The sequence below is a fragment of the Sphingomonas changnyeongensis genome (assembly GCF_009913435.1).
GTDB classification, from domain to species: Bacteria; Pseudomonadota; Alphaproteobacteria; order Sphingomonadales; family Sphingomonadaceae; genus Sphingomonas_B; species Sphingomonas_B changnyeongensis.
This window is the reverse complement of record NZ_CP047895.1, coordinates 2,735,001-2,760,336: the sequence shown is the minus strand read 5'-3', so window position 1 is coordinate 2,760,336 and position 25,336 is coordinate 2,735,001. Positions and strand designations below refer to the sequence as shown.

19 protein-coding genes and 1 pseudogene (1 of these 20 running past the window's edge) are annotated in these 25,336 nt (G+C 68.0%); 12 read left to right on the top strand and 8 right to left on the bottom strand.

Translation table 11 applies throughout. The features are described 5' to 3' along the window. Window positions 1-118 precede the first annotated feature (118 nt). Genes GVO57_RS13450 through GVO57_RS13435 form a run of 4 tightly spaced genes read left to right on the top strand, consistent with a single transcriptional unit; the run spans window position 119 to window position 3,894 of the window. Window positions 119-973, top strand: a complete 855-nt coding sequence (locus GVO57_RS13450) for an NAD(P)/FAD-dependent oxidoreductase (protein ID WP_160593652.1) — start codon at window positions 119-121, stop codon at window positions 971-973. After that, window positions 970-2,487, top strand: a complete 1,518-nt coding sequence (locus GVO57_RS13445; protein ID WP_160593651.1) for an ABC transporter substrate-binding protein/permease — start codon at window positions 970-972, stop codon at window positions 2,485-2,487. The genes GVO57_RS13450 and GVO57_RS13445 overlap by 4 nt, the downstream gene beginning before the upstream one ends. Then, entirely contained in the window at window positions 2,484-3,173 is a 690-nt protein-coding gene (locus tag GVO57_RS13440) for an amino acid ABC transporter permease (protein ID WP_160593650.1), read from the top strand. The genes GVO57_RS13445 and GVO57_RS13440 overlap by 4 nt, the downstream gene beginning before the upstream one ends. Next, window positions 3,151-3,894: an amino acid ABC transporter ATP-binding protein gene (locus GVO57_RS13435; RefSeq protein ID WP_160593649.1), complete on the top strand. Its 744-nt coding sequence runs from the start codon at window positions 3,151-3,153 to the stop codon at window positions 3,892-3,894. Before GVO57_RS13440 ends, GVO57_RS13435 begins: the two co-directional genes overlap by 23 nt. Here GVO57_RS13435 and GVO57_RS15120 read toward each other — a convergent pair. Beyond that, a pseudogene (locus GVO57_RS15120) lies at window positions 3,875-5,052 on the bottom strand (NAD(P)/FAD-dependent oxidoreductase). The gene GVO57_RS13435 and the pseudogene GVO57_RS15120 sit on opposite strands and share 20 nt — an antisense overlap. Window positions 5,053-5,201: 149 nt before the next feature. Here GVO57_RS15120 and GVO57_RS13425 point away from each other — a divergent pair. From GVO57_RS13425 to GVO57_RS13415, 3 genes are all read left to right on the top strand, one after another. Beyond that, entirely contained in the window at window positions 5,202-6,161 is a 960-nt protein-coding gene (locus tag GVO57_RS13425; protein ID WP_160593647.1) for a dihydrodipicolinate synthase family protein, read from the top strand. After that, window positions 6,158-7,273, top strand: coding sequence for an NADH:flavin oxidoreductase/NADH oxidase (locus GVO57_RS13420; protein WP_160593646.1), 1,116 nt, complete (start codon window positions 6,158-6,160; stop codon window positions 7,271-7,273). Before GVO57_RS13425 ends, GVO57_RS13420 begins: the two co-directional genes overlap by 4 nt. 73 nt (window positions 7,274-7,346) lie before the next feature. Then, window positions 7,347-8,618, top strand: a complete 1,272-nt coding sequence (locus tag GVO57_RS13415) for a M24 family metallopeptidase (protein ID WP_233281390.1) — start codon at window positions 7,347-7,349, stop codon at window positions 8,616-8,618. 66 nt (window positions 8,619-8,684) lie between these two features. Here GVO57_RS13415 and GVO57_RS13410 read toward each other — a convergent pair whose 3' ends face one another. Then, complete coding sequence (locus tag GVO57_RS13410) at window positions 8,685-10,313, bottom strand: DUF885 family protein (RefSeq protein WP_160593644.1); 1,629 nt, start codon at window positions 10,311-10,313, stop codon at window positions 8,685-8,687. An 87-nt stretch (window positions 10,314-10,400) separates the two neighbouring features. On the opposite strand from GVO57_RS13410, the gene GVO57_RS13405 reads away from it, so the two are divergent. After that, window positions 10,401-11,291: a polysaccharide deacetylase family protein gene (locus GVO57_RS13405; RefSeq protein ID WP_160593643.1), complete on the top strand. Its 891-nt coding sequence runs from the start codon at window positions 10,401-10,403 to the stop codon at window positions 11,289-11,291. Window positions 11,292-11,350: 59 nt separating this feature from the next. On the opposite strand, the gene GVO57_RS13400 is transcribed toward GVO57_RS13405, so the two are convergent. Then, window positions 11,351-12,994, bottom strand: a complete 1,644-nt coding sequence (locus tag GVO57_RS13400; protein ID WP_160593642.1) for a DUF885 family protein — start codon at window positions 12,992-12,994, stop codon at window positions 11,351-11,353. Between the two features lie 35 nt (window positions 12,995-13,029). Beyond that, on the bottom strand, window positions 13,030-14,160 hold the full coding sequence (locus GVO57_RS13395; RefSeq protein ID WP_233281389.1) for a class I SAM-dependent methyltransferase: 1,131 nt from the start codon (window positions 14,158-14,160) through the stop codon (window positions 13,030-13,032). Here GVO57_RS13395 and GVO57_RS13390 point away from each other — a divergent pair. Both GVO57_RS13390 and GVO57_RS13385 read left to right on the top strand, forming a co-directional pair. Then, window positions 14,117-17,068 (top strand): TonB-dependent receptor domain-containing protein, encoded by a 2,952-nt coding sequence (locus tag GVO57_RS13390; RefSeq protein ID WP_233281388.1) that lies wholly within the window; start codon window positions 14,117-14,119, stop codon window positions 17,066-17,068. The genes GVO57_RS13395 and GVO57_RS13390 overlap by 44 nt on opposite strands. Before the next feature lie 26 nt (window positions 17,069-17,094). Beyond that, window positions 17,095-18,771: a DUF885 family protein gene (locus tag GVO57_RS13385; protein ID WP_160593639.1), complete on the top strand. Its 1,677-nt coding sequence runs from the start codon at window positions 17,095-17,097 to the stop codon at window positions 18,769-18,771. Window positions 18,772-18,872: 101 nt separating this feature from the next. Here the strand turns inward: GVO57_RS13385 and GVO57_RS13380 are convergent, their stop codons facing one another. Next, window positions 18,873-19,652, bottom strand: coding sequence for an IclR family transcriptional regulator domain-containing protein (locus tag GVO57_RS13380; protein WP_160593638.1), 780 nt, complete (start codon window positions 19,650-19,652; stop codon window positions 18,873-18,875). Between the two features lie 327 nt (window positions 19,653-19,979). Between GVO57_RS13380 and GVO57_RS13375 the strand changes: the two genes are divergently transcribed. Beyond that, window positions 19,980-21,254 carry an aminotransferase class III-fold pyridoxal phosphate-dependent enzyme gene (locus tag GVO57_RS13375; protein WP_233281387.1) on the top strand — a complete coding sequence of 425 codons (1,275 nt, stop codon included), beginning with the start codon at window positions 19,980-19,982 and terminating at the stop codon, window positions 21,252-21,254. Window positions 21,255-21,383: 129 nt separating this feature from the next. Here GVO57_RS13375 and GVO57_RS14670 read toward each other — a convergent pair whose 3' ends face one another. Genes GVO57_RS14670 through gcvPA form a run of 3 tightly spaced genes read right to left on the bottom strand, consistent with a single transcriptional unit; the run spans window position 21,384 to window position 24,258 of the window. Continuing rightward, on the bottom strand, window positions 21,384-21,911 hold the full coding sequence (locus tag GVO57_RS14670; RefSeq protein WP_201752651.1) for a PLP-dependent aminotransferase family protein: 528 nt from the start codon (window positions 21,909-21,911) through the stop codon (window positions 21,384-21,386). Beyond that, window positions 21,815-22,897 (bottom strand): aminotransferase class V-fold PLP-dependent enzyme, encoded by a 1,083-nt coding sequence (locus GVO57_RS13370; RefSeq protein ID WP_201752650.1) that lies wholly within the window; start codon window positions 22,895-22,897, stop codon window positions 21,815-21,817. Before GVO57_RS13370 ends, GVO57_RS14670 begins: the two co-directional genes overlap by 97 nt. Continuing rightward, window positions 22,894-24,258 carry an aminomethyl-transferring glycine dehydrogenase subunit GcvPA gene (gene gcvPA / locus GVO57_RS13365; RefSeq protein WP_160593637.1) on the bottom strand — a complete coding sequence of 455 codons (1,365 nt, stop codon included), beginning with the start codon at window positions 24,256-24,258 and terminating at the stop codon, window positions 22,894-22,896. The genes GVO57_RS13370 and gcvPA overlap by 4 nt, the downstream gene beginning before the upstream one ends. Before the next feature lie 91 nt (window positions 24,259-24,349). Between gcvPA and GVO57_RS13360 the strand changes: the two genes are divergently transcribed. Continuing rightward, window positions 24,350-25,336, top strand: partial view of an ATP-NAD kinase family protein gene (locus GVO57_RS13360; RefSeq protein ID WP_160593636.1) — the 5' portion only. The gene runs 102 nt beyond the window's last position; only the first 987 of its 1,089 coding nucleotides appear in the window; it begins with the start codon at window positions 24,350-24,352; its stop codon lies off the right edge, out of view.

Below are 25,336 nucleotides of genomic sequence, written 5' to 3'. Positions count from 1 at the left end.
GTGCCGCACAGACGCTGCTGCGTGCCTATGCAAGCGCGCCCGGCCGCCGCGTGCTTGTGGCCGGCAACGGCCCGCTCAACGTGCAGGTCGCGAGCGAACTGGCGGGGCGGGTGTCGAGGTGGTGGCTCTGGTCGAGGCGGCGGCGGCCCCCGGTGCCCGGAACGCTGCCGATCTGGCGCGGATGGCGCTGTCCGCCCCCCGGCTGGTCGCCGATGGCGTGCGGATGACCGCCCGGCTGCGCCTGAACGGCGTGCCGACATTTCATGGCCATGTGGTGACGCGCATGGCCGGCGAGGGGCGCGTCCAGTCGGTCGAGATTGCCCGGATCGGCGCGGATGGCGCGCCTGATCCGGCCACGGTCCGCAGCTTTGCGGTCGATGCCGTGTGCCTTGGCTATGGTTTCCTGCCGCAGGTCGAGGCGGCACGCGCGCTCGGCTGCGCGGTTGCCACCGATCCGCGCGGCGGGCTGATGGTCGTGCGCGACGATGATGGCGCGACGTCGGTGCCAGGCGTGCGGGTGATCGGCGATGGCGGCGGCCTTGGCGGCGCCCGCATTGCGCTTGCTCAGGGCGTGATCGCCGCCGCTGCCATCGCCGCCGAACTCGGGGTTTCACTGCCCGCGCCGGATGTCGGCCGGGCGCGGGCCGATCTGGCCCGGCACCGCCGGTTTCAGGCGGCGCTGTGGCGTGTCTATGCCGTGCCGCGCCTGCCCGAACCGCAGGGTGAGGCACTGGTCTGCCGGTGCGAAAGCGTGACCGCCGCAGCCGTCGACGCGCTGGTTGAGACTGGGGCTGCCGATCTGGCGGCGATCAAGCGGGCGACGCGGGCCGGCATGGGGGCCTGTGGCGGGCGTTATTGCACGACGCTGATCGAGGCGCGGCTGGCGGCGGCGCAGGGGCCGGCCGGATTTGCGCCGCGCGCGCCGTTCAAGCCGGTGACCATCGGCGAAATCGCATCGCTGGCGCGGCCATGATCGTCCGGCTGTTGCGCCTGATGCTGGTTGCGCTGGCGATCCTTGCGACCGTGCCGGCGTCGGCGCGCACGATCGACGAGATCCGCCGGTCGGGCGAGATCCGGATCGGCGTCAATCCCAATTTCCCGCCGATGAGCAGCTATGGCGACGACAATCAGCTGAGCGGCTTTGACGTCGATATTGCCCGCCGGCTGGCGGCCGCGCTCGGCGTCCGGCTCGCGCTGGTGCCGACCGAGGCCGCCCAGCGGGTGCCGTTCCTCGTTTCGGGCCGGATCGATGCGTCGATGGGCGCGCTGACGATCACGCCGGAGCGGCAGGCGCTCATCGATTTCACCATCCCGCTTCATTCCGAGGCAATGGGCGTGATCACCACCGATCGCGTCACCGCGTCGCGCTGGCAAGATCTGAACCGCGCCGACATCACCCTGGTCAACATGCGCGGCAACCAGTCGGTCGAGGTGCTGCGCGGCAAGCTGCCGGCACCGCGCCGCCTGCTTGTCGACGGCAATGCCGATGCGATCCGCGCCATCGCCCAGGGGCGGGCGGATGCGCTGGTCGAGAATACCGATTTCTTCCTCGGCTTCACCCGGCTTTACCCCGATGTGAAATGGCGCGTCCTGCCCGAACCGATCTTTGCCGCCTGGTGCGGGATCGGCGTCGCCAAGGGCAATCAGGGGCTGCAGGTCGCGCTCGACCGGGCGCTGCACCGCCTGCACCGCGACGGCACCGTCGCCGGGCTGTGGCGGCGTCATTACGGCGCGGACATGAGCGTGGCCGTGGGCGCGGCGCAGATCGCACCGGCGCTGCTGCCGCGCCCGGCCGCTGCGGCGACCGCGCCCGGATACCGGCTCGACTGGGCACCGGTGCTGGCCCGGCTGCCCTATCTGCTGGGCGGGGCGCTGGTGTCGTTGCAGATCGCGTTCATCGCCTTCTGGGCAGGGGCGGCGATCGGCCTCGCCGGTGCGGTGGCGCTGCTGTACGGCGGCGCGGGGCTGCGGCGCGGCGTCGGCGGCTATGTCGCGCTGTTCACCAACACGCCCGCGCTCGTGCAGATTTTCCTGCTTTATTACGCGCTGCCCGATGCGGGGATCAAACTCGGCTCGTTCACGGCGGTCGCCATCGGCCTGACGCTCAATGCCGGTGCCTATCTGACCGAAATCATCCGGGCGGGTGTCGCCTCGGTGCGCCGGTCGGAACTGGAGGCGGCCGCGGTGCTGGGGCTGGGCCGGGCCGATCTGCTCGTCCACGTCATCCTGCCGCACGTCATGCGCACCGTCTATCGCCCGCTCGCGTCCTTCTTCATCGTGCTGGTGCTGGGCAGTTCGATGGCCGCGCTGTTCGGGGTCGAGGAACTGACCGGCCGGGCGATCAACATCAGCACCGCCAGCCTGCGCACGATCGAGACGTTCACGATCGCCGGGCTGATCTACATCGCGCTGACCCTGATCGCCTCGGCCGCGCTGGCCTCGGTCGGCCGGGCGCTGTTCCGGGTCCCGGCGGGAGGCGGCCGATGATCGATGCGATCCTGGCCGCCGCGCCGCGTTTCTTTTCGCTCGGCACCGCCGAGTTCCTGTTTGGCGCGCTCATCCGCACGCTGTGGATGACGGTGATCGGCTGCGGCCTCGGTTTCATGCTGGGCATGGGGATTGCCGTGCTGCGGCGGTCGCGGCTGCGCGCGCTGGCCCCGGCGCGGTTCATCGCCATGCTGGCGGTCGAGACATTCCGCCGGCTGCCGTTTCTCGTCATCCTGATCCTGGTGCTGTTCGCGACCCAGATCCTCGCGCCCGGGCTGTCGCTGCTGGGGATTGCGACGGTCGCGATCACGCTGGCGGCAACGGCCTATCTGTCCGAAATCATCCGCGCCGGGCTGGATTCGGTCCCGCGCCAGCAGGTCGAAGGGGCCGAAGCGCTCAACTTCTCGGCCGGCCAGACGCTGTTTCTGGTCGTGCTGCCGCAAAGCTGGCGGGTGATCCTGCCGCCGGCGGCGGCGTTCATGGTCATGTTCGTCAAGGACACGTCGCTCGCCTCTTATCTGGGCGTTGTCGAACTGACCTTTGCCGGCAAGATCCTTGTCAACCGCGGCTATCCGCCGTCGCTCGGCTTCGGCGCGGTCCTGCTGCTCTACTTCGCGCTGTCCTGGCCGCTCGGGCGGCTGGCGCGGCGGCTGGAGACCCGACTTGCACCATCTCGACATCCATGACCTGAAAGCCAGCTATGGCGGCAAACCGGTGCTGCACGGCGTCACCCTGTCCGCCGACAAGGGCGAGGTGGTCAGCCTGATCGGCCCGTCCGGATCGGGCAAGAGCACGTTGCTGCGCGTGCTGATCGGCCTGACGCCGCCCGATGGCGGCACCGTCTGCGTGGCGGGCGAGGGGGTGGATTACGGGCATCGGGCGGGGCTGCGCGCGCTGCGGCGGCGCATGTCGATCGTGTTCCAGCAGTTCAATCTGTTCCAGAACATGACTGCGCTCGGCAATGTCGCGATCGCGCCGATCAAGGTGCATGGCGTGCCCCGGCGCGAGGCAGAGGCGCGCGCGCTCGAACTGCTCGCCAGTGTCGGCATGGCCGATCACCGCAACCATTATCCCGAACAGCTGTCAGGCGGGCAGCAGCAGCGGGTGGCGATCGCCCGCGCGCTGGCGGTCGAGCCGGAAATCCTGCTGCTCGATGAAGTCACCTCGGCGCTCGACCCCGAACGCGTGGGCGAGGTGCTCGACACCATCCGGACGCTCGCCGGCAGCGGCATCACCATGCTGCTCGTCAGCCATGAAATGGCGTTCGTGCGTGAAATCTCGACCCGCGTGGTGATGATGGATGCAGGCCAGGTCGTCGAGACCGGCACGTCGGAGCAGATTTTTGCCGCGCCCGTTCAGGCGCGGACGCGGTCGTTCATCGGCTCGATCATCCGCCACGCGGGCTGAAGGCCGGCAGATCGAGCCCCAGCGGGCAGGGCTTGCCCTGGACAAGGCTGGCAATCGACCGGGCAGCCGCCGGGCCGCCGGTAAAGCCCATCCACGGAACATAGTTGACGAACGCGCCCGGCGACTGGGGCAGTTCGCCGAGGATCGGCAGCCAGTCCGCCGTGCCGTTCACGAACGCCGCCCAGCTGCGCACCAGGCGCAGGCCGGCAATGCCCGGCACGACGCCGCAGGCAACCGCCAGGTTGCGCGACAGATTGTCGATGCTGACGACCGGGCGTCCGGCCTGATCGAGATCCGCCGCCCAGCCGCCGCCGATCAGGATGCTGCCGATACGGGTCTGCTTCATCGTCAGCTTTTCACCGGCACAATAGACGAGGTGCGGGACCAGCGGCTCCGCCGGCTCGGTCACGCTCACCTGGATCGGAAACGCCTCGATCGCCAGCTTTGCCCCAAGCGCCGCCGCCAGCGTGCCGGTTTCGGACCCGGCCGCGATCACGATGCGCGGGGCCTGCCATGCGCGCCCGCCGGCGGCGACGGTGTAGAGCTGCCCGTCGCGCCGGATCGTTGCCGGGCCGCCATGCGTTTCGATCACCGCACCGGCGGCGCGGGCGGCCGTGGCATAGGCGGTGGCAACGAGCAGCGGGTTGGCCTTGCCTTCGATGGGGCAAAAGGCACCGCCGATGATCTTTTGCGCCAGATAGGGCGCGCGCGCCCGCACGGCGCGTTCGTCGAGCAGCTCGACCGGCAGGCCAGCCGCCCGCTCGATCTCCGCCTTCTCTTCGATCTCCGCCATTTCGGTCGCATCGGCACCGACCAGCAACCCGCCGCCAAAGCCGATTTCCAGATCGGCCCCAGATCGGTCTCAAGCGTCTTCCAGATGCCGAGCGAGGCGATGAACAGCCGGACGGCCGGGCTGAAGCGGCGTGCCCAGTCGGCCCCCAGATGCCGGAACGGATCGTGCGGGATCTGGGCATGCAGGCTGCCGGCATTGGCGCTCGAGGCCAGGCCGTTGACCGCCGCCTGTTCGACCAGCCGGACGCGGACGCCGTCGCGCGCCAGATAGCAGGCGGTCGCGCAGCCGGCGATCCCGCCGCCGATGACGATCACATCATCGGCGCCGGCACCGCCGCCGACCGTGATCAAGCCGTCAGCGGCCATCAAATCTTGCCTGGGCTGGCAGCATTTGCATCGATCCCGTCTTGTCAGCCAAAAAGTGGGCGCTATTGTTACAAATGTTCGCAGAACGCATCAATGGGCAAAGCCATCGGGACAGGATGGCCGAGCCGCAGCTCAGAAAGCAGGGACCAATGAAGACATTCCGCGGCAGCTACACCGTCGCGGTCACGCCGTTCAATGCGGACGGCGCTGCGGTGGATACGGGGGCGCTCAAGGGGTTTATCGACTGGCAGCTGGAATGCGGGGTGCCCGGCATCATCATGCTCGGCACGACCGGCGAGTTCCTGACCATCAGCCCGGAAGAACGGCGGACGATCGTCGAGGAAACGGTGCGTCATGTCGACGGGCGGATGGATGTGCTGGTGGGCACGATGGATGCCTATACGCCGCGCGCGGTCGCGTTCAGCCGCGAGGCCGAGGCGCTGGGCGCCGACGGGCTGATGATCATTCCCCCTTACTACTACACGCCGACCGATGACGAGATCTTCGCCTATTACCGCGCGATCTGCGAGGCGGTGAGCGTGCCGATCATGCTCTACAACAACCCGGTCACGTCCAACCGCGACATGAGCGCGGCGCTGGTCGCCAAGCTGACCGACGCGTTCGAGCAGGTCCGCTACATCAAGGAAGCGAGCATGGACGTCGCCCGCGTGTTCGACATTGTCGAGCAGACGCATGGCAAGATGAACGTGTTCGCCGGCGAACGCCCGGTCGAGAGCTTCCTGCTCGGCGCGGTCGGCTATGTGAACCCCTATGGCAATTATCTGCCCTATTCGACGACGCGGATGTGGCAGCTGCTGGAGCAGGGCCGCATTCATGATGCGACCGCGATCCAGGCGCTGGTTCACAAGGCTGACAAGATCATCGCCGAAGGCCATCCGACCTATGGTCATCAATGCTATTCCAAGGCGTTGGCGGCGGCGGTCGGCCATCCGGTCGGCGATGTGCGCCCGCCGCTGACCCGCTTTTCGGAGCTGGGCGACGAGGGCCGGCAGCGGCTGAAGGCGATCCTGGCGATTTTCGAGCGGATCGACGCGCTGATGGCCGATATCGACGCGCGCTCCGCTGACATGGAAAGCGCCGCCGCGTGAACCCGGACACGGCGCTGTTCGCGCCCTTTGCCTGTCGCGGCGTGACCTTCCGCAACCGCATCATGCTGTCGCCAATGTGCCAGTATGTTGCCGAGGATGGTCACGCCACGGCCTGGCACCGCGCCCATCATGCCCGTTTCGCACTGGGCGGGATCGGCGGCGCGGTGCTGGAGGCGACGGCGGTGACGCCCGCAGGGCGGATCACGCCGGGCTGTCTGGGCATCTGGTCCGACGCGCATGTCGCCGGGCTGGCGGAGATTGTCGGCACCTATCACGATCACGGCGTCACCGTCGGGATCCAGCTTGCCCATGCCGGCCGCAAGGCCAGCGCTGCGGTGCCGTGGGAGGGCGCGCAGCCGCTTGCCGCCGACGATCCCCGGGCGTGGCAGGCGCTGGCGCCGAGCGCCGAGCCGTTCCTTGATGGCTGGCCGGTGCCGCTGGCGATGGACGAGGCGGCGATCGAGGCGGTGATCGACGCGTTCGTCGCCGCCGGGCTGCGCGCCGTTGCCGCCGGGTTCGATTTTGTCGAGGTGCATGGCGCGCACGGCTATCTGCTGCACAGTTTCGTCTCGCCGCTCAGCAATCGCCGAAATGATGGCTGGGGCGGGGACGAGGCGGGACGCTTCCGCCTGCCGCTCGCCATCGTGGCGCGGCTGCGCGCGGCGCTGCCGCCGACCATGCCGATCTTCTACCGCCTGTCGCTTTATGACGGCGTCGAAGGCGGGCTGGTGGTCGATGACATGGTCCGCCTGGCTGCCGCGCTCAGGGCGGCCGGGGTCGATGTGGTCGATTGTTCGTCGGGCGGGGTGCGGGGCAGTTCGGGCGTGGCCGATATGCCGCCTGCCCCGGGATATCTGGTGCCGGCGGCGGGGCGGGTGCGCCGCGAGGCCGAGGTGGCGACGATGGCGGTCGGGCTGATCGTCACGTCGCAGATCGCGGCGGCGGCGGTCGATCAGGGGCAGGCCGATCTGGTCGCCATCGGCCGCGAGCTGCTGGCCGACAGCAACTTTGCCTATCGTGCAGCCATGGAGCTGGGCGTGCCCGAGGCACACAAGCTGCTGCCGCGCAATTATGCGTTTTTCCTCGAACGTCGCAAACTTCGCGAAAGGTGACGCGATGACCCGTCTGGCCGCGCTTCTTCTCGGTTCTCTGTGTCTTGGGTCTGGTCCCGCCGCGCTGGCGGAGGTGGCGACCCCCATGCTGCGCCAGCGCGCCGAGGCGCAGGACCGGCTGGTCAGGGCGCGGCTGGATCAGCTGGTGCCGCAGCTGATGCGCCGCCACGGCGTCGATATGTGGATCGTGGTCGCGCGCGAATATGCCGAGGATCCGGTGCTGCGCACGATGCTGCCGGCCACCTGGATGTCGGCGCGGCGGCGGATGGTGCTGGTGTTTCACGATGCCGGGCCGGAGCGCGGGGTCGAACGCTTCGCGGTCGCGCGCTATCCGGTCGGCGATTTCTTCGCCGCCGCCTGGGATCCCGAAACCCAGCCCGATCAATGGGCGCGGCTGGGCGAGCTGGTGCGCGCGCGCGACCCGAAGAAGATCGCCGTCAACATTTCCGACGAAACCGGGCTGGCCGACGGGCTGACCGTCAGCCAGCACCGCCAGCTGCTCGCCGCGCTGGGGCCGCTGGCGGACCGGGTGGTCAGCCACGACACGCTGGCGATCGGCTGGCTAGAAACACGCACGCCCGAGGACATGGCCGTTTACCCCGCGATCATGCGCGCGGCGCATGAGCTGCTTGAGGAAGGGCTGTCGGAACGGGCGATCGTGCCCGGCGTCACGACCACCGCCGATCTGGTCTGGTGGTATCGCGAGCAGCTGGCGGCGCGGAAAATGGATGGCTGGTGCCAGCCCAGCGTCTCGATCCAGCGGCCCGCAAAGGGCGGCCCGGCCATCGGCAACCAGACGGTGCCGCGCGTCGACACGATCGAGCCGGGCGATCTCGTCCATGTCGATTTCTGTGCCGGCTATCTGGGGCTGAAGACCGATACCCAGCAGCTGGCCTATGTGCTGCGCCCCGGCGAAACCGCCGCCCCGGCCGGGCTGGTCGCGGGCATGGCGGCGGCCAACCGGCTGCAGGACATTGTTGTGCGCCATTACCGCGCCGGCATCACCGGCAACGCCCTGCTGGCGGCGGCGCGCAAGGACGCGCTGGCAGCGGGGCTGACGCCGATCATCTACAGCCATCCGATCGGCCAGCACGGCCATGGCGCCGGCCCGTGGATCGGGCGGTGGGAAAACCAGGCGCCGCTGGCCGGTCTGGGCGATTACCGGATCAACGCCAACACCGCCTGGTCGATCGAGCTGGCCGCGATGCACAAGGTGCCCGAATGGGGCGGGCAGGAGGTGCGGTTCGCGCTCGAGGTCGACGGGTTTTTCGACGGCAACAGCTTCCGCTGGATCGACGGCCGCCAGACGCGCCTGCACCTGATCCCGCGCCAGCCCGCGCCCTGAACCGGGCGACCCTGAAGCCCGGACGGCCGATCCGACGCCGTCGGATCGGCCGCTTCATATGGACGGTCAGCGCATCTTCCTGACCTGATCGTCCTTGCCGGTCATTTCCCAGCGGATGAGCGCGATCGGGATCACGCCGGCGGCGATGAAACGGTCGTGAAACGCCGTCAGGTCAAACGCATCCCCTTTGGCATGGCGTTCCTCGGCCAGCAGCTGTTCGACCTGCAGCTTGCCGAAATAATAATTCAGCCCCAGCCCCGGCTGCCGCAGATAGAGCGCCATGTCGTAGATCGCCGTATCGTCGGTCAGCTCCATCCATTTCGGCGTCCGCCCGGTCAGCGAGGCGAGTGCTTCGTCGAAGCTCCATTCATTCGCCTGGGCGAGCAGCTCGGCGCGCAGCCGCGCGGCCCGGTTCGCCTGTAGCACATAATGGATCTCGCGCGCCTTGGGCCGGGTGTCGAGCCAGCCGGCCTGGAGCAGCATTTCCTCCAGATAAAAGGCCCAGCCCTCAAGCCGGCCACTGTCGAGAAAGCCCAGTCGCTCGCCCCCGCGCAGCGGACGCCGGTCGCGCTGCTGATAGGCGCTGTCAAAGATATGGCCGGGCAGATTGTGCGCGCGCAGGCTGCGCGGATCACGGTCCTCGGCCTCGCGGAAGAAATTGCGCGTGACCGGCGGATCGAACGGGCCGGGTGCCGCGGGATCCTGATTGGCGGGCATGATATAGGGGCCCTCGGGCGGCGGCACGGTCAGCCAGTCGGGCACGGTGAAGATCTTCCTGGCCTTCAAAAAGGCGAGCAGCTCGGTGTCCGCCTCCCGGCGCAGCGCCTCGAAGGCCTCGAGGCTCGTCACTGGCGCGATCATCGGGCTGCCGCGATGCTCATGCTCCTCGATCGCCAGGAACGCCATGCTGCGTTCCCATTCGCGCTCGCCGAGCACCATCATCTCGTCGGTGGTCCAGGGATAGAGAAGGACGTGGCGCAGATACCAGTCGAACTCGGCCTTGCCGATCCCCGCTTTGGCCGGAACATGGGGCAGCCGGCCCTCCAGCCACAGCGCGAATGCGTCGGACGCGCGGGCGGCGGCCTCGGCCGACGGGGCGAGTTCGGGGTGGTGGGTCTTGAGCTGCCCGGCCAGGCGGCGCAGCACGCGCGCCTCGATCCGGTGATGGGCGATGCCGAGCTTCGCCAGATCGCCGCGCAGGTCGACGAGCGCGGTTCGCGCGGTCGCCAGCACCCCCGGGATGGCGCGCAGCTGGGCGGCAAGCGTCGCGCGCGCGGTGCGGTCGCTGACCGGCAGGCGGGGCGGGGTGAAGGCGCTTGGTGCCTTGGGCCCCCAGCCCAGATCGAGCGTCGACCACCAGACCGGATCGCGCGCCCAGGGCCTGAGCGTCCGGTGTTCAAACGCCACGCCGCGCATTTCAGCCAGCGCGATCATCAGGTCGACCCGTTCGGAGATCGGCCAGGCGCTGTCGTCCATCGCGGTGATCCGCCTGACCGCATCCTCTGCCGCGCGCGCGCGGGCCGCGAGCGCCGCCTCCGACACGTCCGGCGCATGGTCGAGGACCCGGATCGTCACCGCCGCGCGCGCCGACTGGTAAAGGCTGACCAGATCCGCATGGCTGGCGGCGTCGGCCGCGCCGGCGCTCGCGACCAGCATGGTCGTCGTCGCCAGGGCGTGGAGAAAACCTGTCTTCATCTGTCGAATCCCCTGTTGCGGTCACAGGGAAACATGCCCACGATGCGAACGCAAGTTCGCAGTGCGGCTAAATCGGAGGTTGGCGACATGGAAAATCCGCCCTGGGCGATCGATGCGGGGGAATGGCGCGCGCTGATCGGCCGCGTCCGCGCCGGCCAGTCGCTGCAGCCGGCATCCTGGCCGGGCAATGCGCCCTTCGCCGTCGCGCTGTCGTTCGACTGCGACCATGAGTCGTTTGAAATCGGCGGCGGCGGCCGGGCGATCGGCCGGCTGGCCTGGGGCGAGTTTGGCCGCCGCGTCGGCGTGCCGCGTGTCCTCGCGGCACTGGCCCGGCATCAGGTGCCGGCAAGCTTCTTCATGCCGGCTTTGTGCGCCGAGATTGATCCCGATGAAACGCGGCGCATCGTCGCGGCCGGCCATGAGGTCGGCCTGCATGGCTGGGTGCATGAGAATAACAGCCTGCTCGACCATGCTACCGAGCGTGACCTGATGCTGCGCGCGCGCGACGTGCTTGCGCCGCTGATCGGCGCGTCACCGGCGGGCTTCCGTTCGCCCAACTGGGATCTGTCGCCGCACACCATCGCCATCGTCGAGGAAATGGGGCTGCTCTACGACAGTTCGCTGATGGCCGACGAAACCCCCTATGAGCTGCTGCTCGACGGGCGGCGGACCGGGATCGTCGAGGTGCCGGTCGAGTGGCTGCGCGATGATGCCGTCTATCTGATGTTCAACCGCACGCCCGCCACCCGGCCGTGGATGACGCCCGACGATGTCCACCGCATCTTCCGCCGCGAACTGGAAGCAGCCCATGCCGAAGGCGGGCTGTTCCAGCTCGTGCTGCATCCGTTCGTGATCGGCTATCGCTCGCGCATCTGGATGCTCGAGGCGCTGATCGAACAGGCGCGCGACCTGGGGGCGTGGTTTGCCACCCACGAACAGGTCGCGCGCTGGTGCGGACGGAGCCTAAGCCCGGCCTAGCGCATTTTCGAGCCTGGCCGGACCTGCCGGCGACCCGGAAACTGCGCCAACTTAACGGTTCAGCGTTGCCGATCCGATGCAATCGGATCGGCGTCGCTGACGCCGATCTTGTCGAGCTCGTCGGTCGCGCCGAGCATCTGCCAGCGGATGAGCGGCACCGGGATCATGCCATAGCTGTTCAGCTCGTCGAAAAAGTCCTTCACCCGGAAGTCCTTGCCGCGCTTCTCCGCGACCTCGGTGATCAGCCGTTCGATCATCGCCTTGCCGGTGATGTAGCTCGGGCCATAGCCCGGCAGGCGCAGATACATTTGCTGTTCAAAGCCGAGCAGCGGCAGGTTCGGCGACATCCAGCCATTGGGCGTGCGGCTGACCTGCATCGCCATGGCGGCATCCAGATCGATCATGTTCGCCTGCGCATAGAGCGAGGCGAGACCGCGTGCCGCGCGCTGGGCCTGCATGATCCACACGATTTCGCGCGCGCGGGGATCATCGTCGAACAGGCCGGCATTGAGCATCAGCTCTTCCATCGCGGTCGCCATGCCCTCAGCCCGGCTCAGCCAGACATTGTAGAGCAGCGGGCCACGCCGGATCGCGCTCGGATGCGGGTCCGCCGCCATGTTGGCCAGATCCCACCAGTGATAGAAATGCGTCCACAGCGTCATCGGCGCGCGGTGCATGGCGATGTGGAAGAAGTTCTGCTGTTCGGGCGGAACATAGCTGCCGATGCGGGCGAGCAGTGCGGGCTTCATGTAATCGCGCACGGTCAGGATCTGGCGTTCGTCCATGAAGCGCAGATATTTGTCGACCGCGGCCCGCGCCTGCCGGTCATAGTCCGCCGGGCTCTGCGCGCCGGTGAGCGGGGGCAGGGCGCGGTTGCGATGCTCCTCCATCCGCAGTGCGGCGTGCGCGCGGTCAAGCTCGCGCTGGAGGATCGCGACCTCGTCCTCCCAGGTCAGCGGCGAACGCTGCACATGCTTGAGGAACCAGCTATATTCGGCCTTGCCGACGCCGGACGGGCCGGTTTTCTTCGGCGCTTCGGCCTTCACCCAGTCCAGAAAATCGCGGGTTGCGCCGGTCGCTGCGTCAACGGCGCGGCGCAGCGCCGGGTCGCCGCCGGCGACCTTCGTCTGCAGATCCTCGAGCGCGGCGAGCTGCTCGCCGATGGTGACGATGCTCGCCTTCCACAGATCGCGGGTGTTGCCGGTCAGGTTGCCGCGCGCCTGGGCAAGCAGAGCGGGGATGTGCGCCAGTTCGCCGGCCAGCTTGGTCTGCGCCGCCGCGTCGAGCGGGAAGCTGTAGGTCCACAGCTCGACCGGCATCGGATGCACCGGCCCTTCATGCGCGGGCGTATCGCTCTGCGCGGTCCAGACCGAAATGTACCAGGCCGGGTCGCGCCGCCAGGGCTGCGCGACGCGCAGGTCGAAATCCAGGCCGTTCATCTCCGAACGGATCAGTTCGCGGTCGACCTTGCGGGCGATCGACCATTGGGCGGCCGGCAGCCTGTCGAGCCGTGCGCGCAGCTGCTTGAGCGCCGCCGCCTGCCGGGCGAGTGCCGGGGCGGTGAAATCGGGCGCGCCGCCCCGCACCTCGCCCTTTTGCAGCTGGCGCCATTCGGTGAACAGGCTCTCCAGCGTGTCGGGCTGGGCCGCCAGCGCCGGCGGTGCCATGAGCACGGCCATCGCTGCCAAGATGACAAGCTTCATTCCAGTCGTTCCTCCCTTTGGTGGCCGCGCGGCGATCAGCATCGCCTGCGGCCTTTCAACCAGCGTCCGACCAACGCATCCGCGCTGCACAGGTCGGTCAGTTCCACGTCAAACCCGGCATCGGCCAGCCTTTTGCAGGCCCGGGCGGCCATGCCGGCATCGGGCGCTGCCCGCACCAGATCGGCCATGCGTGCGCGATGTTCGCGCCAGTCGGCGGCGAAGCGGTCGATCAGCGCCGGATCACCCTGCGCCGCCAGGGCCTGGGCATGATGGTAAAAGCCTTCGAGCAGGGCGGTGTTGGCCGCTGTGCGCGCCGCTTCGATCACCTCGCTGAGCAGCGGGCCCAGAGCAGCCGGGCCGCGCGCGATCGCCGTCAGGCCGCCAAGATCATGATCGATCCAGTCTGCCTGTGCGATCTGTTCGCGCGCCTGCTGCACGACCGCACCCTCGGCCGCATGCAGCAGCCAGGCGATCTCGCCGCCGGTGACGCGCGCGGCCTCGTCAACCGCTTCGTCCAGCCCGGCATATTCAAGCCCGAACTGGCTGACGACGAGATCGAAGCTGCGGTCGGCAAAGGGCAGGTGGCGCGCATCGACGCCCCCCAGAATCTGCGCGTCCGGCGACCCGATTGAGTCCCCGTCAGCCAGGTCGACACCGATGCGCGAGTCGATCCCGGCCTCTGCCGCGACGGCCAGCACCGCGCCGCGCCCGCACGCAATGTCGAGGATCCGGGTGGTGCGCGGCCGCCCGGCGAACAGGGCCTGCCAGCCGGCGCTGATCGCCTGTTGTGCGGCGGGTGGGAAGGCGGCGGTGCAGCCGTCGCGCGTGCTGCCGCGCCAGAAGGCGCTCCAGAGCATCATGCGCCCCGTGTCTGCGCTGCCGCCGGCCCGATTTGCCATGGCCAGTGTCTGGCACGGTGCGATCCGGTTCGCCAGTGCATTTTGTTCGCTGTGCGCAATTACGTGCGCATGGCGCGCAATGTGATTGACATGGTTTCGTAATGGAGCAACGGTGCGCATAGCGGCAGTTTGTTCGGCTGATGTGCGTAAAGCGAACAAATGGAAAAAGCCGCAGTCGTTTACGGCGGACGCAGCATCAACAGGATTAAAAAAGGGGGCGAATATGGTCAGTTCCAAACAAGGCGGCAGCGGGATCCGGCGCTTCACTCTTCGCGCCAGCCTGCTCGCATCCACGCTTGCCGGTGTGTTCGCCGGGACGCCGGCGCTGGCGCAGGACGCCGCGCCGCCCCAGACCGCCAGCACGGACACCGTGAACAGCGATATCGTCATCACCGGATCGCGCCTCCAGCGCCGCGACCTGGTGGCCAACAGCCCGATCACCACGGTCGGGGCCGAAACCCTGCAGGCGCAGGGCGCGGTGACCCTGGAACAGTCGCTGAACCAGTTTCCGCAGCTCGTGCCCGACACGACGAGCAGCACCAACCAGAGCGGCGGCTCGGGCATTCTGTCCGTCGACCTGCGCAGCCTTGGCGCGGTCCGCACGCTCGTGCTGGTCGATGGCCGCCGCTTCATGCCGGGCGACGTCACCGGCCTCACCGATCTGGCGCTGATCCCCGACCTGATGATCGAGCGCGCCGAAATCATCACCGGCGGTGCCTCGGCCGTCTATGGTTCGGACGCGGTCGCAGGTGCCGTCAACTTCGTCCTCAAGCGCAACTTCGAGGGCGTGGCCGCGCAATATCAATATGGCGAGGCGGACCGCGGCGACGGGGCGTCGCACAAGGCCGACCTGCTGCTCGGCGCCAATGTCTCCGAAGGGCGCGGCAACATCACCGGCTATTTCTCCTACACCACGCGCAACAGCGTGCTGATGGGCGACCGCGCCTTTTCGGCCAATCCAGTGCTGGCCGACGCGCAGGGGCGCTTCCAGCCCTTCGGCTCGGGCAACATTCCCGGCGGCCTGATCGGCATCAACAGCACCCAGATTCCGCAGCTGACCGGCGTGCCTGACCTGAACAATGCCAGCGGCGCGTGCCCGGTTGCCAATGTCGGCATCCGCTTCGGCGCGCAGGGCGAGCCCTTGCCCTTCTGCCGCCCGCGCGATCAGTTTAACTATGCCGCGCCCAATTTCCTGTTGCGCCCGCTCGAGCGGTATCAGGCGGCACTCAACGCGCGCTATGAAATCGCGCCGAATGTCGAGCTCTACAGCCAGTTCTTCTACGGCAAGAAGGTCAACTCGTTCCAGCAGGCGGCCGAGGCGGTCAACCCGTCCAGCTCGGGCCAGCAGGCCGGCACGGTCCTGATCCCCAATGCCGACACCAACCCGCTGTTCACCCCGGTTCAGCGGGCGTTTTTCGCCGCCAATCGCGGCTTTTTCGATCCCGATGGCGACGGCGTGTTCACGCTGCGCAACGTCGGCCGCCGGTTCGAGGAATTCGGCCCGCGCACCGTCGAGTTCACCACCGACGCCTTCATGATCTCGACCGGGCTGCGCGGCAGTCTCGATCTGTTCGGCAACAGCTGGCGGTGGGATACCTTCTATCAATATGCCCGCACCGATGAACGGCAGGTGCGGTTCAACCTGCTGTCGCGCTCGCGCACCACGGCGGGCCTCGATGTGGTGGTAGTGAACGGCCAGCCCGCCTGCCGCAATCGCGAGATTCCGGGCTGTATCCCGGTCAACATCTTCGGCACCCAGACGCTGACGCCGGCCCAGGCGAACTTCCTGAGCGTCAACACCTCGACCGACAGCCGCTTCACCCGCGAAGTCGCCGGCGGCACGCTGGCGGGCGACCTGTTCGACCTGCCGGCGGGCGCGGTGGCGACGGCGTTCGGCGTCGAATATCGCCGCGACGGGTTTTCGATCACGCCCGACGAAGTCGCGCTGAGCAACGATCTGGCGGCGATCAACGTCGCGCCGATCGTCAACTCCGGTGCGTTTACGGTCAAGGAAGTGTTCGGTGAAATCCGCATCCCGGTGCTGAAGGACCTGCCGCTGATCCAGTCGCTGGCGCTTGAGGGCGCGGTGCGCTTCTCCGATTATTCGACGATCGGCAGCGTCGTGACCTGGAAGGGCGCGGTCGACTGGGAAATTACCGACTGGGCGCGGTTCCGCGGCAATTACAGCCGGGCCATCCGCGCCCCCAATCTGAACGAGCTGTTTGCCCCGGTGTCGCAGGGCTTTATCGGCGGCCGCGACCCGTGCGTGCGCACCAGCAACCCGACCGCCGCGCAGAAACAGGTCTGTCTGGCCCAGGGGGTGCCCGCACAGTTCATCGACACGCTGGAGGTGGCGCAGAGCCAGGGCTTTGACGTCCAGTCGGGCGGCAACATCAATCTGCGCGAGGAAACGGCCGACACGCTGACGCTTGGCCTGGTGTTCACCCCGATGCGCGGCCTGTCGGTCACGCTCGATTATTTCGACATCACCGTCAAAAACGCGATCTCGCAAGTCGATGCACAGACGCTCGTCAACAACTGCTTCACGACGCTCGACACCCAGGGCCAGTCCTGCCAGGCGATCACGCGCAACAGCTCGGGCAACATCCTGTCGGTGCGCGCGCCGCTGCTCAACATCGCCGAACGGCAGGTGCGCGGTCTCGACGTCGGCGTAAACTACACCTCGGCGACCCCGTGGCTGAACTTCTGGGCTGAAGACAGCCGGCTGACCGTCCAGTTCGTCGGGTCGTTCCAGTTCAAGGACAGCAACATCCCGCTGCCCGGCGTCGCCTCGGTCGAGTGCGCGGGCTTTTACGGCGGCCCGTGCTCGAGCGATGCGGTGCGCATCACGCCCGATTTCCGCGCCTTTGCCGGGCTGACCTACACATCGGGGCCGGTCACCATCAACAATCAGCTGCGCTACATCGACGATCTGGAGCTGTCGCCCCTGTCGCCGCCGACACAGAGCGGGACGCTGGGTGCCGAGACCTATTGGGATCTGTCGGTCCGGGCCAAGGTGTACAAGAATATCGAGCTGTTCGGCGGCATCAACAATGTGCTCGACAACCAGCCGCCGGTGATGGGCTTTGCCGCGGGCGGCGACTCCAACACCAACCCGCAGCTCTATGACGTGATCGGCCGCCAGTATTTCATCGGCGCGTCGCTCAAGTTCTGATCTCGGCAACCAGAAGGGGAGGAACCATGGCTGCTCTGCGCTTCAAACTGCGGCACGCGCTCGCGCTTGCCCTGGCTGTGACCGGGGCGGTGTCCCTGCCGGCACCGGTGCTGGCGGCGACTGCGGTCGCCGATCAGGCCGGACCGCCGGCCGGGCAGGGCAGCTATGGTGACCTGCTCGCGCTCTGGTCGGACTTTCTGGCCTGGCGCGACGCCCCGGCGGCCTCGCAGGATTTCAGTGCTGCCGCCGTGGCTGCGCGGCGCACCGCCATCGCCGGCTATCTGCGCCGGATGGAGGACATGAATGTCGCCAGCTGGGACCGGTCGCGGCGTGCCGACTGGCTGGCGGCGCGCAGCAAGATGGACGAGGTCAACTTCCTGCTGAACGTGTCAAAGCCATGGGAGCGTGATCCCGGCTTTTATGTCGATCAGATGCTGGAGGTGACGTTCACGACGCTGCCGGTGAAGGGTGAGGCGCTTGCCCGGCTGCAGGCCGATCTGCGCGCGATCCCGCTGCTTGTCGCCCGCGCCAAGACGCAGCTCAGGGACATCCCCGGCGACTACGCCGATCTGGCGCTGCACAACCTGTCCAATGCCGATGGCGTCGGCCATGGCCACCCGTATCGCAAGGTTCCGCCGGCGGGGGTGATCGGCTGGTATGACGATCTGGAGGCGCGGGCGCGCACCGCGCAGCCGGCGCTGCTCAAGGACATTCGCGCCGCCCGTGCCGCCGCGCTCGACATGAAGGCGTGGCTGACCGCCGGGCGGCCGCAGATGACCGCGCTCGCCGGTGTCGGCAAGGCGAACTTCGACTGGTATCTGAAGAATGTGAAGCTGCTGCCCTATACGGCGGACCAGCTGATGGTGCTTGGCGACCGCGAGACCAAGCGGCTCTGGTCGATCCATGCGCTTGAGGAACATCGCAACCGCAAGCTGCCCCGGCTGACGCTGCCGCAGTCCGAGGCCGAATATGAAGCGCGCCGGGCGGAAACCGACAAGCGCATCCGCGCCTTTCTGACCGGTGAGGAGATCATCACCATCCCGAGCGACATTGGCGAGCTTTACGTCAATGTGCCGTGGATCGTGCGCCCCAAGGGGCCGAATTTCTGGGAACAGGTGCAGTATCGCGATCCCAGCCCCGACTGGCTGCACGCGACGATCCCCGGCCACGCCTTTGACGGGCAGATGGCCAAGCGCGACACCCATCCGATCCGCGGCCGGATCAGCGACGGCGTGCGCGCCGAGGGCTGGGCCGTCTATCTGGAGGAAGGCGCGCAGCGTCTGGGCCTGTTCGAGGACACGCCCCGCGTGCGCGAGCTGATCGACATTTTCGGCATTTTCCGCGCCGTGCGGATCGCCGGCGACGTGAAGCTGCAGCTCAACCAGGCCAAGGTCGCCGACATCGTGCGCGAATGGCAGGCCTGGACGCCCTGGCTTGATCCCGACGTCGCGCGGGTCGATGCCGAAATCTATCTGCGCCGGCCGCCCGGCTATGGCCTTGGCTATACGGTCGGCATGATCGAGATGCAGAAGCTGCTGGCCGATGTCCGTCACCAGCAGGGTGACGCGTTCGTGCTCAGGGATTTCCACGACCGCATCATGACCATCGGCCGCATCCCGATGTCGCTCATCCGCTATGACATGACCGGCTATGACGACGAGGTTCGACAGTTCTGGAGGCGCGATCCGCTCCCCGGCAGCTGAACCCCGGCAGCACGACGGACGACGCGTCAAAAGAGCGGGGGCGGGAGATCTGGATCTCCCGCCCCCTTGCTTGTCCCCCGCCCCTTGCCTGTCGGTTTCGGTCAGAGGCCGCGGGTGATCGTCTGCGAAGCCGCCGTCAGTTCCGGCAGGATCTGCCGGCGCATGTCCTCGACCGTCATCCGCGCCGAGGGGCAGCAGACGTTGAGCGCCGCCAGCACCCGGCCTTCGCCATTGCGGACCGGCACGGAGATCGACCCCAGCCCGACCTCAAGCTCCTGGTCGACAATGCTGTAATTCTCCAGCCTGACCCGGTCGATCTCGGCGCGCAGCTTGACCTTCGACACCACGGTATGCGGCGTCAGCGGTTCCAGCTTCACCCGTTCCAGATAGCGGTGCAGCGCCTCGATCGGCTCTGCGGCCAGCAGCACGCGCCCGGTCGACACCGCATGGGCCGGCGTCCGGCTGCCCACGGTGATGCTGACATTGACCAGCCGTTCGGACGTCGCCCGCGCGATATAGGTCACGTAATCGCCGGTCAGCACGGCGGCGAACACCGATTCCTGCAGCGTGCGCGACAGATCGTTCATCACCGGCTGGACCACGTCCAGAATGCCCATCGACGACAGCGCCGAATAGCCCAGTTCGAGCACCTTGGGCTTCAGACTGAACAGCTTGTTGTCCTTCTCCGCATAGCCTTCGCGGACAAGGGTGAGCAGGAAACGGCGCGCCGTCGCCCGCGTCATGCCGGTTTCCCGCGCAATCTCGCTCAGCGTCATGCGCGGCCGTGCGCGGGTGAATGCCGAGATGACCTCCAGCCCGCGCGCCAGCGAGTTCACATAGTCCCGGTCGCTGCCTTCAGTTTCGAGGTCCGCTGCGTCCATTTCCACTCCCGTCATCCTCTCCGCCGCCGCTGCTCGTGCGGCTGGCCGCGCTCAGCCTCGATACTGCGCTTCCCGCGCCGCGTCGATTCCTGTCCCCGACGCCGGTTGCAACCTTGCAACGCGGGATCAGGCGTCGCATACCGTCCACAATGCGCACAGATGTTCGTATAACGCGCTGACGATGTGAGAGCAAAGGACAAGCGATGATCGACCTCGCACCCCCGGCACTGCCGAACTCGACCGGCGGTTCGTATTCCACCCGTTCACGATGCTCGCCGACCATGAACAGGCGGGACCGCCGGTGGTGATCACCGAAGGCAAGGGGCCGTGCTCGTCGATGACCGTGGCCGCAGCTATGTCGATGCGATGGCCGGCCTGTGGTGCGTCAATGTCGGCTATGGCCGGAGCGAGATTGCCGAGGCGCTGCGCGATCAGGCCGAACAGCTGTCCTACTGCCATGCCTTTTCATCGATGAGCAGCGACAAGCCGGCGCTGCTGGCGGCGCGGCTGATCGCGATGGCCCCGCCGGGCATGTCGAAGGTGTTTTTCGGGAACTCGGGGTCCGACGCCAATGACACCCAGGTCAAGATCGCCTGGTATTACAACAATGCGCTCGGCCGCCCGGCGAAGAAGAAGATCATCGCCCGCCAGCGCGGCTATCACGGCGTGACCGTCATGACGGCGGGCATGACCGGCCTGCCCGGGCTGCATGCCGGGTTCGACCTGCCGCTGCCGATGATCCGCCACACGCTGCCGCCGCGCCGGCTGTGGGAAGGACATGGGCTGAGCGATGCCCAGCTGGTGGCAAAGCTGGTCGATGATCTGGAGGCGCTGATCGCCCGCGAAGGGGCCGACACGATCGCCGCGATGATCGTCGAGCCGGTGATGGGCGCGGGCGGGGTGGTGCTGCCGCCCGAAGGCTATATGCCTGCCATCCGCGACATCCTGCGCCGCCACGACATTCTGATGATCGCCGATGAGGTCATTTGCGGCTTCGGGCGGCTGGGATCGATGTTCGGATCGCTGCTCTATGACATGCAGCCCGATCTGATCACCGTCGCCAAGGGGCTGACCTCTGCCTATTTCCCGCTGTCGGCCTGCATCGTGTCCGACCGGGTGTGGTCGGTCCTGAAGGATGGCGGCGCGCAATATGGTGCCTTTGGTCATGGCTATACCTATTCGGCGCATCCGCTGGGGGCGGCGGCCGCGCTCGCCAATCTCAACCTGATCGAGAATGAGCGGCTGGTCGACCGGGTGGTCGATCTTGGCGCGCATATGCAGCAGCAGCTGCGCGCGGCGTTCAGCGATCATCCGCTGGTGGGCGAAGTGCGCGGACATGCGCTGATCGGCGCGGTGGAGTTCGTTGCGGGCATCGGGGCTGACGGGCCGGTCGCGTTCGATCCGGCGCTCAAGGTCGCGCCGCGGATCGTCAAGGGCGCGCTGGAGCGTGGGGTGATCGGCCGGGCGCTGCCATCGGCGGACACGATCGCCTTTTCGCCACCTTTCGTGATCGAACGCTATGAGATCGACCGCGCTGTCCAGGCATTCCGGGACGCGGCCGATCAGGTGCTTGGTGAACTGCGCGCGGCCGGGGCCTTCTGACAGGCAGCCGGCCGCGCAAACCCCGCAAGTCGCCCTGTCGACACGGCAGGGCGTCGGTTCGTTGAAGGGAGCGGGCAGCGGGATGGGGCGCTCCGGCATGGCCGGGGCGCCCCTCTTTTTGTCAGCGCTTCACCGCGTGCCGCGCTTGCGCAGATAGGCGGCCCAGGTGGTGGCGCCGATCGCGGGATCATCGAGGTTGCGCGGCGCGGGCGGCGGTGCGGCCTGATGATGCGGTGCCGTGCGCACCAGATCGGGGTCGCGCCGCGCCTCGTCGCAGACATGGGCGAGCACATCGATCCAATAGTCGATGTCTTCGCGCGACCACATCTCGCCGGCTTCGGGCGTGAAGGGCTGCGGCACGATCCAGGGTTCATGGCTGAGCCAGAAGGCGTCGATGCCGAAATCCGCCATGCGGTTCTGCACCTCGACCGCGCTGATGCCGGTCTCCTCGAACAGTTCTTCAAGGCTGAACCGGGTCATTTCCAGCCGATAGCCCGGCATGTCGGGGTGCGACCGGGTGACGCCCGGGATCGCGAGCAGGCGCTTTTCCATGTAATTGTTCAGGATGACCGACATGTCGGACGCTTCCGAAATGCCCTCGGCCCCCATCGCCCGCGCCCAGACATAGGCTTTGAACACCTGCTGCAGATTGCCCATGAACTCGCGCACCCTGGGGGCTGCGGCATCGCCATGGACAAGATCGAACCGTTCGCCGTCGGCAACCACGCGCGGCCCGGGCAGGAAGCGCGCCAGCTCTGCCGAGCAGCCATAGGCACCGACCGCCGGCCCACCGCCCCCTTCGACACGCCGAAGGTCTTGTGGAGCATGAACATGCAGGCATCAAAGCCCAGATCGCGGGCGCGGATCTTGCTCATCACGCCGTTGAAGTTGGCGTGATCGTAAAAGGCAAGGCCGCCCGCCGCCTTCACCTTCCTGACCCAGACGTCGATTTCGGGATTATAGACCCCCATGTCATCGGGATTGTTGATCATCAGCGCCGCGGTGCGCGGCGACAGCGCCGCCTCCAGGCTTTCGAGCGTCGGATAGCCATTGGGACCAAGCGGCAGGGTGATGACCTGAAAACCGGCGGTCGCGGCGGTCGCCGGGTTGCAGGGATGCGACTGGATGCTGGTGATGATCTCGGTGCGCTGGCCGGCCTCGCCGCGCGCGGCGTGATAAGCGCGGGTGATGCAGGCCTGGGTATAGGCCGCATCCGCCCCGCCCGCCGCCTGGAAGGTGAACGCGTCCATCCCCGACAGCCCGCAGAGGATCTGCTCAAGCCCGTGCACCGCCTCCAGCAGGCCCTGCATCGTCTCGGGATGCTGGGCCGGATGCAGATCGGCGATTTCGGGGCGCGCGGCATGTTGTTCGCCGCGGCGCGGATTGTATTTCATCGTGCAGGTGCCGAACAGGCTGACGCCGATCATGCCCATCGTCTGCTGCGACAGGCGCAGATAATGGCGCAGCACGTCCGGCTCGGCATTTTCCGGCAGCGCGGGCGGCGCGGCCCGGCGCAGCGCCGGCGGCACCAGGGCCGCGCCTTCGGGGGCGAGCGGGAACAGCTGACCCCGGCGGCCCGGGGCACCGGTCGCCATGATGACGGGTTCGTCCCAGACCGGCGCGTGATAGCGGCGCAGCGTCATGCGAGCAGCTCCTCAAGGGTGGTGGCGAGCCGCTCGATCGCGGCATGGTCATGAACCTCGGTAAAGGCGTAGAGCGCCGAATTGCCCATGCCGGGCAGCGCGCCGGTGAGCGGCAACCCGCCCAGGATCCCGGCACCGCGCAGCGCCCGGTCGACCGCCTCGACCGGTACCCGGTCGAAGGTGACCGTGAACTCCTTGAAGAAGCCCCCGGTCGCCGCCACGCTCAGCCCCGGCACGCGGGCAAGGCGCTCGGCGGCGGCATGCGAGCGGGCGAGGATCAGCTCGCCCACTTCGCGAAAACCGGCAGGGCCGAGCAGCGCCATGTAAACGCTGGCCCCGATCGCCCAGAGATAGGTGGAGTTGCCCGTCCAGTCCTTGCCTTCTTCGCGTGACCCGTAGGAGGATTGGTGGAACCGCATCAGGCCGAACTGCAGCGACCCGTCGACCGCCTCGGTGATGCTGTTGAGCAGCGTTGGATATTCGGCCGCATAGCGGTCTTCGTCGCGCGAGGCGATGAACCCGCCAAGGCCGCCGCCGGCATGCATGTGGATGCCAAGCGTCTGGATGGTGCCGACCGCGATATCGGCGCCATAGGCCCCGGGCGGGGCGACCACGCCTAGGCTGATCGGATCGACGCCGACCACCGCTTCGGCCCCGGCGGCATGGGCGATGTCGACGATGTCCGCCGCGCGGTGCTCCAGCCCGCCGAGAAAGGCGGGATTTTCAAAATAGATCGCGGCGATGTCCGGCCCGGCAAGCGCCTTCAGCGCATCGATGTCGGCGCGGCCCAGCCGGTCGCACGGATAGGTGTCGATCAGGATCGCGTGCTGTTCGGTCGCCGAGGCGCAATAGCTGTCGATGACGGCGCGCCGTTCGGGGCAGAGCAGGGCGGGGACCAGAACGCGCCGCCGTCCGTTCAGCCGCGCGGCCATGCGCAGCGCATGGCCCGCCGCACACCCCCAGCTGTAGACCGGCAGGCCGACCAGATCGAGGTCGAGCAGCGCGCCAAGCTGGCTGGTGAACTCGAACCAGGCCTGGTTGCGCCCGAAATCCGATGATGGCGTGCCCCAGACGGGGGTCAGAAACTCCGACCGGGTGACGATTTCGTCGACAACGGCGGGCACATGATGCTGCCAGCACCCGGCCCCCAGAAAGCTCAGCATCTTGCCGGCCGGCCGGTTGCGGGCGATCAGTCCGTCCAGATGACGCGTCAGCTCGATCTCGCTTGCGAGCGCGGGCGGCAGCGCCAAAGGTGTCCGCAGCCGGTGAGCAGGCGGGATCTGCCCGAACAGGGGTTCGGCATCGGGGACGCCGATCGCGTCGAGCAGCGCGGTGCGCTGTGCGGCGGTGGAGTTGGGCATGAACGGATGGGCGCGGGGGTCTGGGTCATCGGCAGCCTTGGAAAAATGTGCTAACAGCGAACGCAGTGTCCATTATGCGAACGGAGAGTGCGTGCGGGTCGGACTGATTGTCAACCCGATCGCGGGGGTTGGCGGCGAACTGGCGCTCAAGGGCAGCGACGGTGATCTGGCGCATCGCGCGATCGCGGCCGGGGCGGTGCCGGCGGCGGGCGCACGTGCGGCGCAGGCGCTTGCCGCGCTGTCCGGGCGGGCGCTGCCGATCCTGACGAGCGCCGGGCAGATGGGCGAGGCGAGCGCGGCGGCGGCGGGGCTGGCCGCCGAGATCGTTCACCGTGCCGGGGCGGTGACCGATTCGGCCGATACGGTTGCGTGCGCGCGTGCGCTTGTGCGCGCGGGCGCAGATCTGTTGCTCTTTGCGGGCGGCGACGGCACCGCGCGGGATGTGCTCGCGGCTCTGGGGGCCGACAGCCCGGTGCCCGTGCTCGGCATCCCGAGCGGGGTGAAGATGCTGAGCGGCGTGTTCGCGACCAGCCCGCGCGCGGCCGGCGCGGCGCTGGCGACATGGGTCGAGCGGGGGCTGCCGCCGAATCGGCTTGTCGATATTCTTGACCGTGATGCTGATGGCGGCATCCGGTTGCACGGCGCGCTGTTGGCCCCTGAAACCATGATGCGTCAGCCGGCCAAGGCCGCGCGTGACGGCACGCCCGAGGCCGGGCTCAGGGCAGCGGCGCGATTGCTGGCGGCGGAGCTGCGCACGGCACGGCTTGTCGTTGTCGGCCCGGGGGCAACGATGATGATGGTCAAGCAGGAGCTGGCGGGCATGGGGACGCTGCTCGGCGTCGATGCCTATTGTGATGGCATGCCGATCGCGCTCGATGCCGATGCCGCCACGCTGCGCCGGCTGGCCTGCGACACGCCGGCGCGAATCGTGCTTGGCGTGATTGGGGGGCAGGGCTTTCTGCTCGGCCGGGGCAATCAGCAGATTCCGGCCGCGATTCTTGCCCCGCACGTGCGCGCTGGCCTGGATATCATCGCTTCGGCCGACAAGCTGGCCGCGCTCCGGGCCGGGGAATTGCTG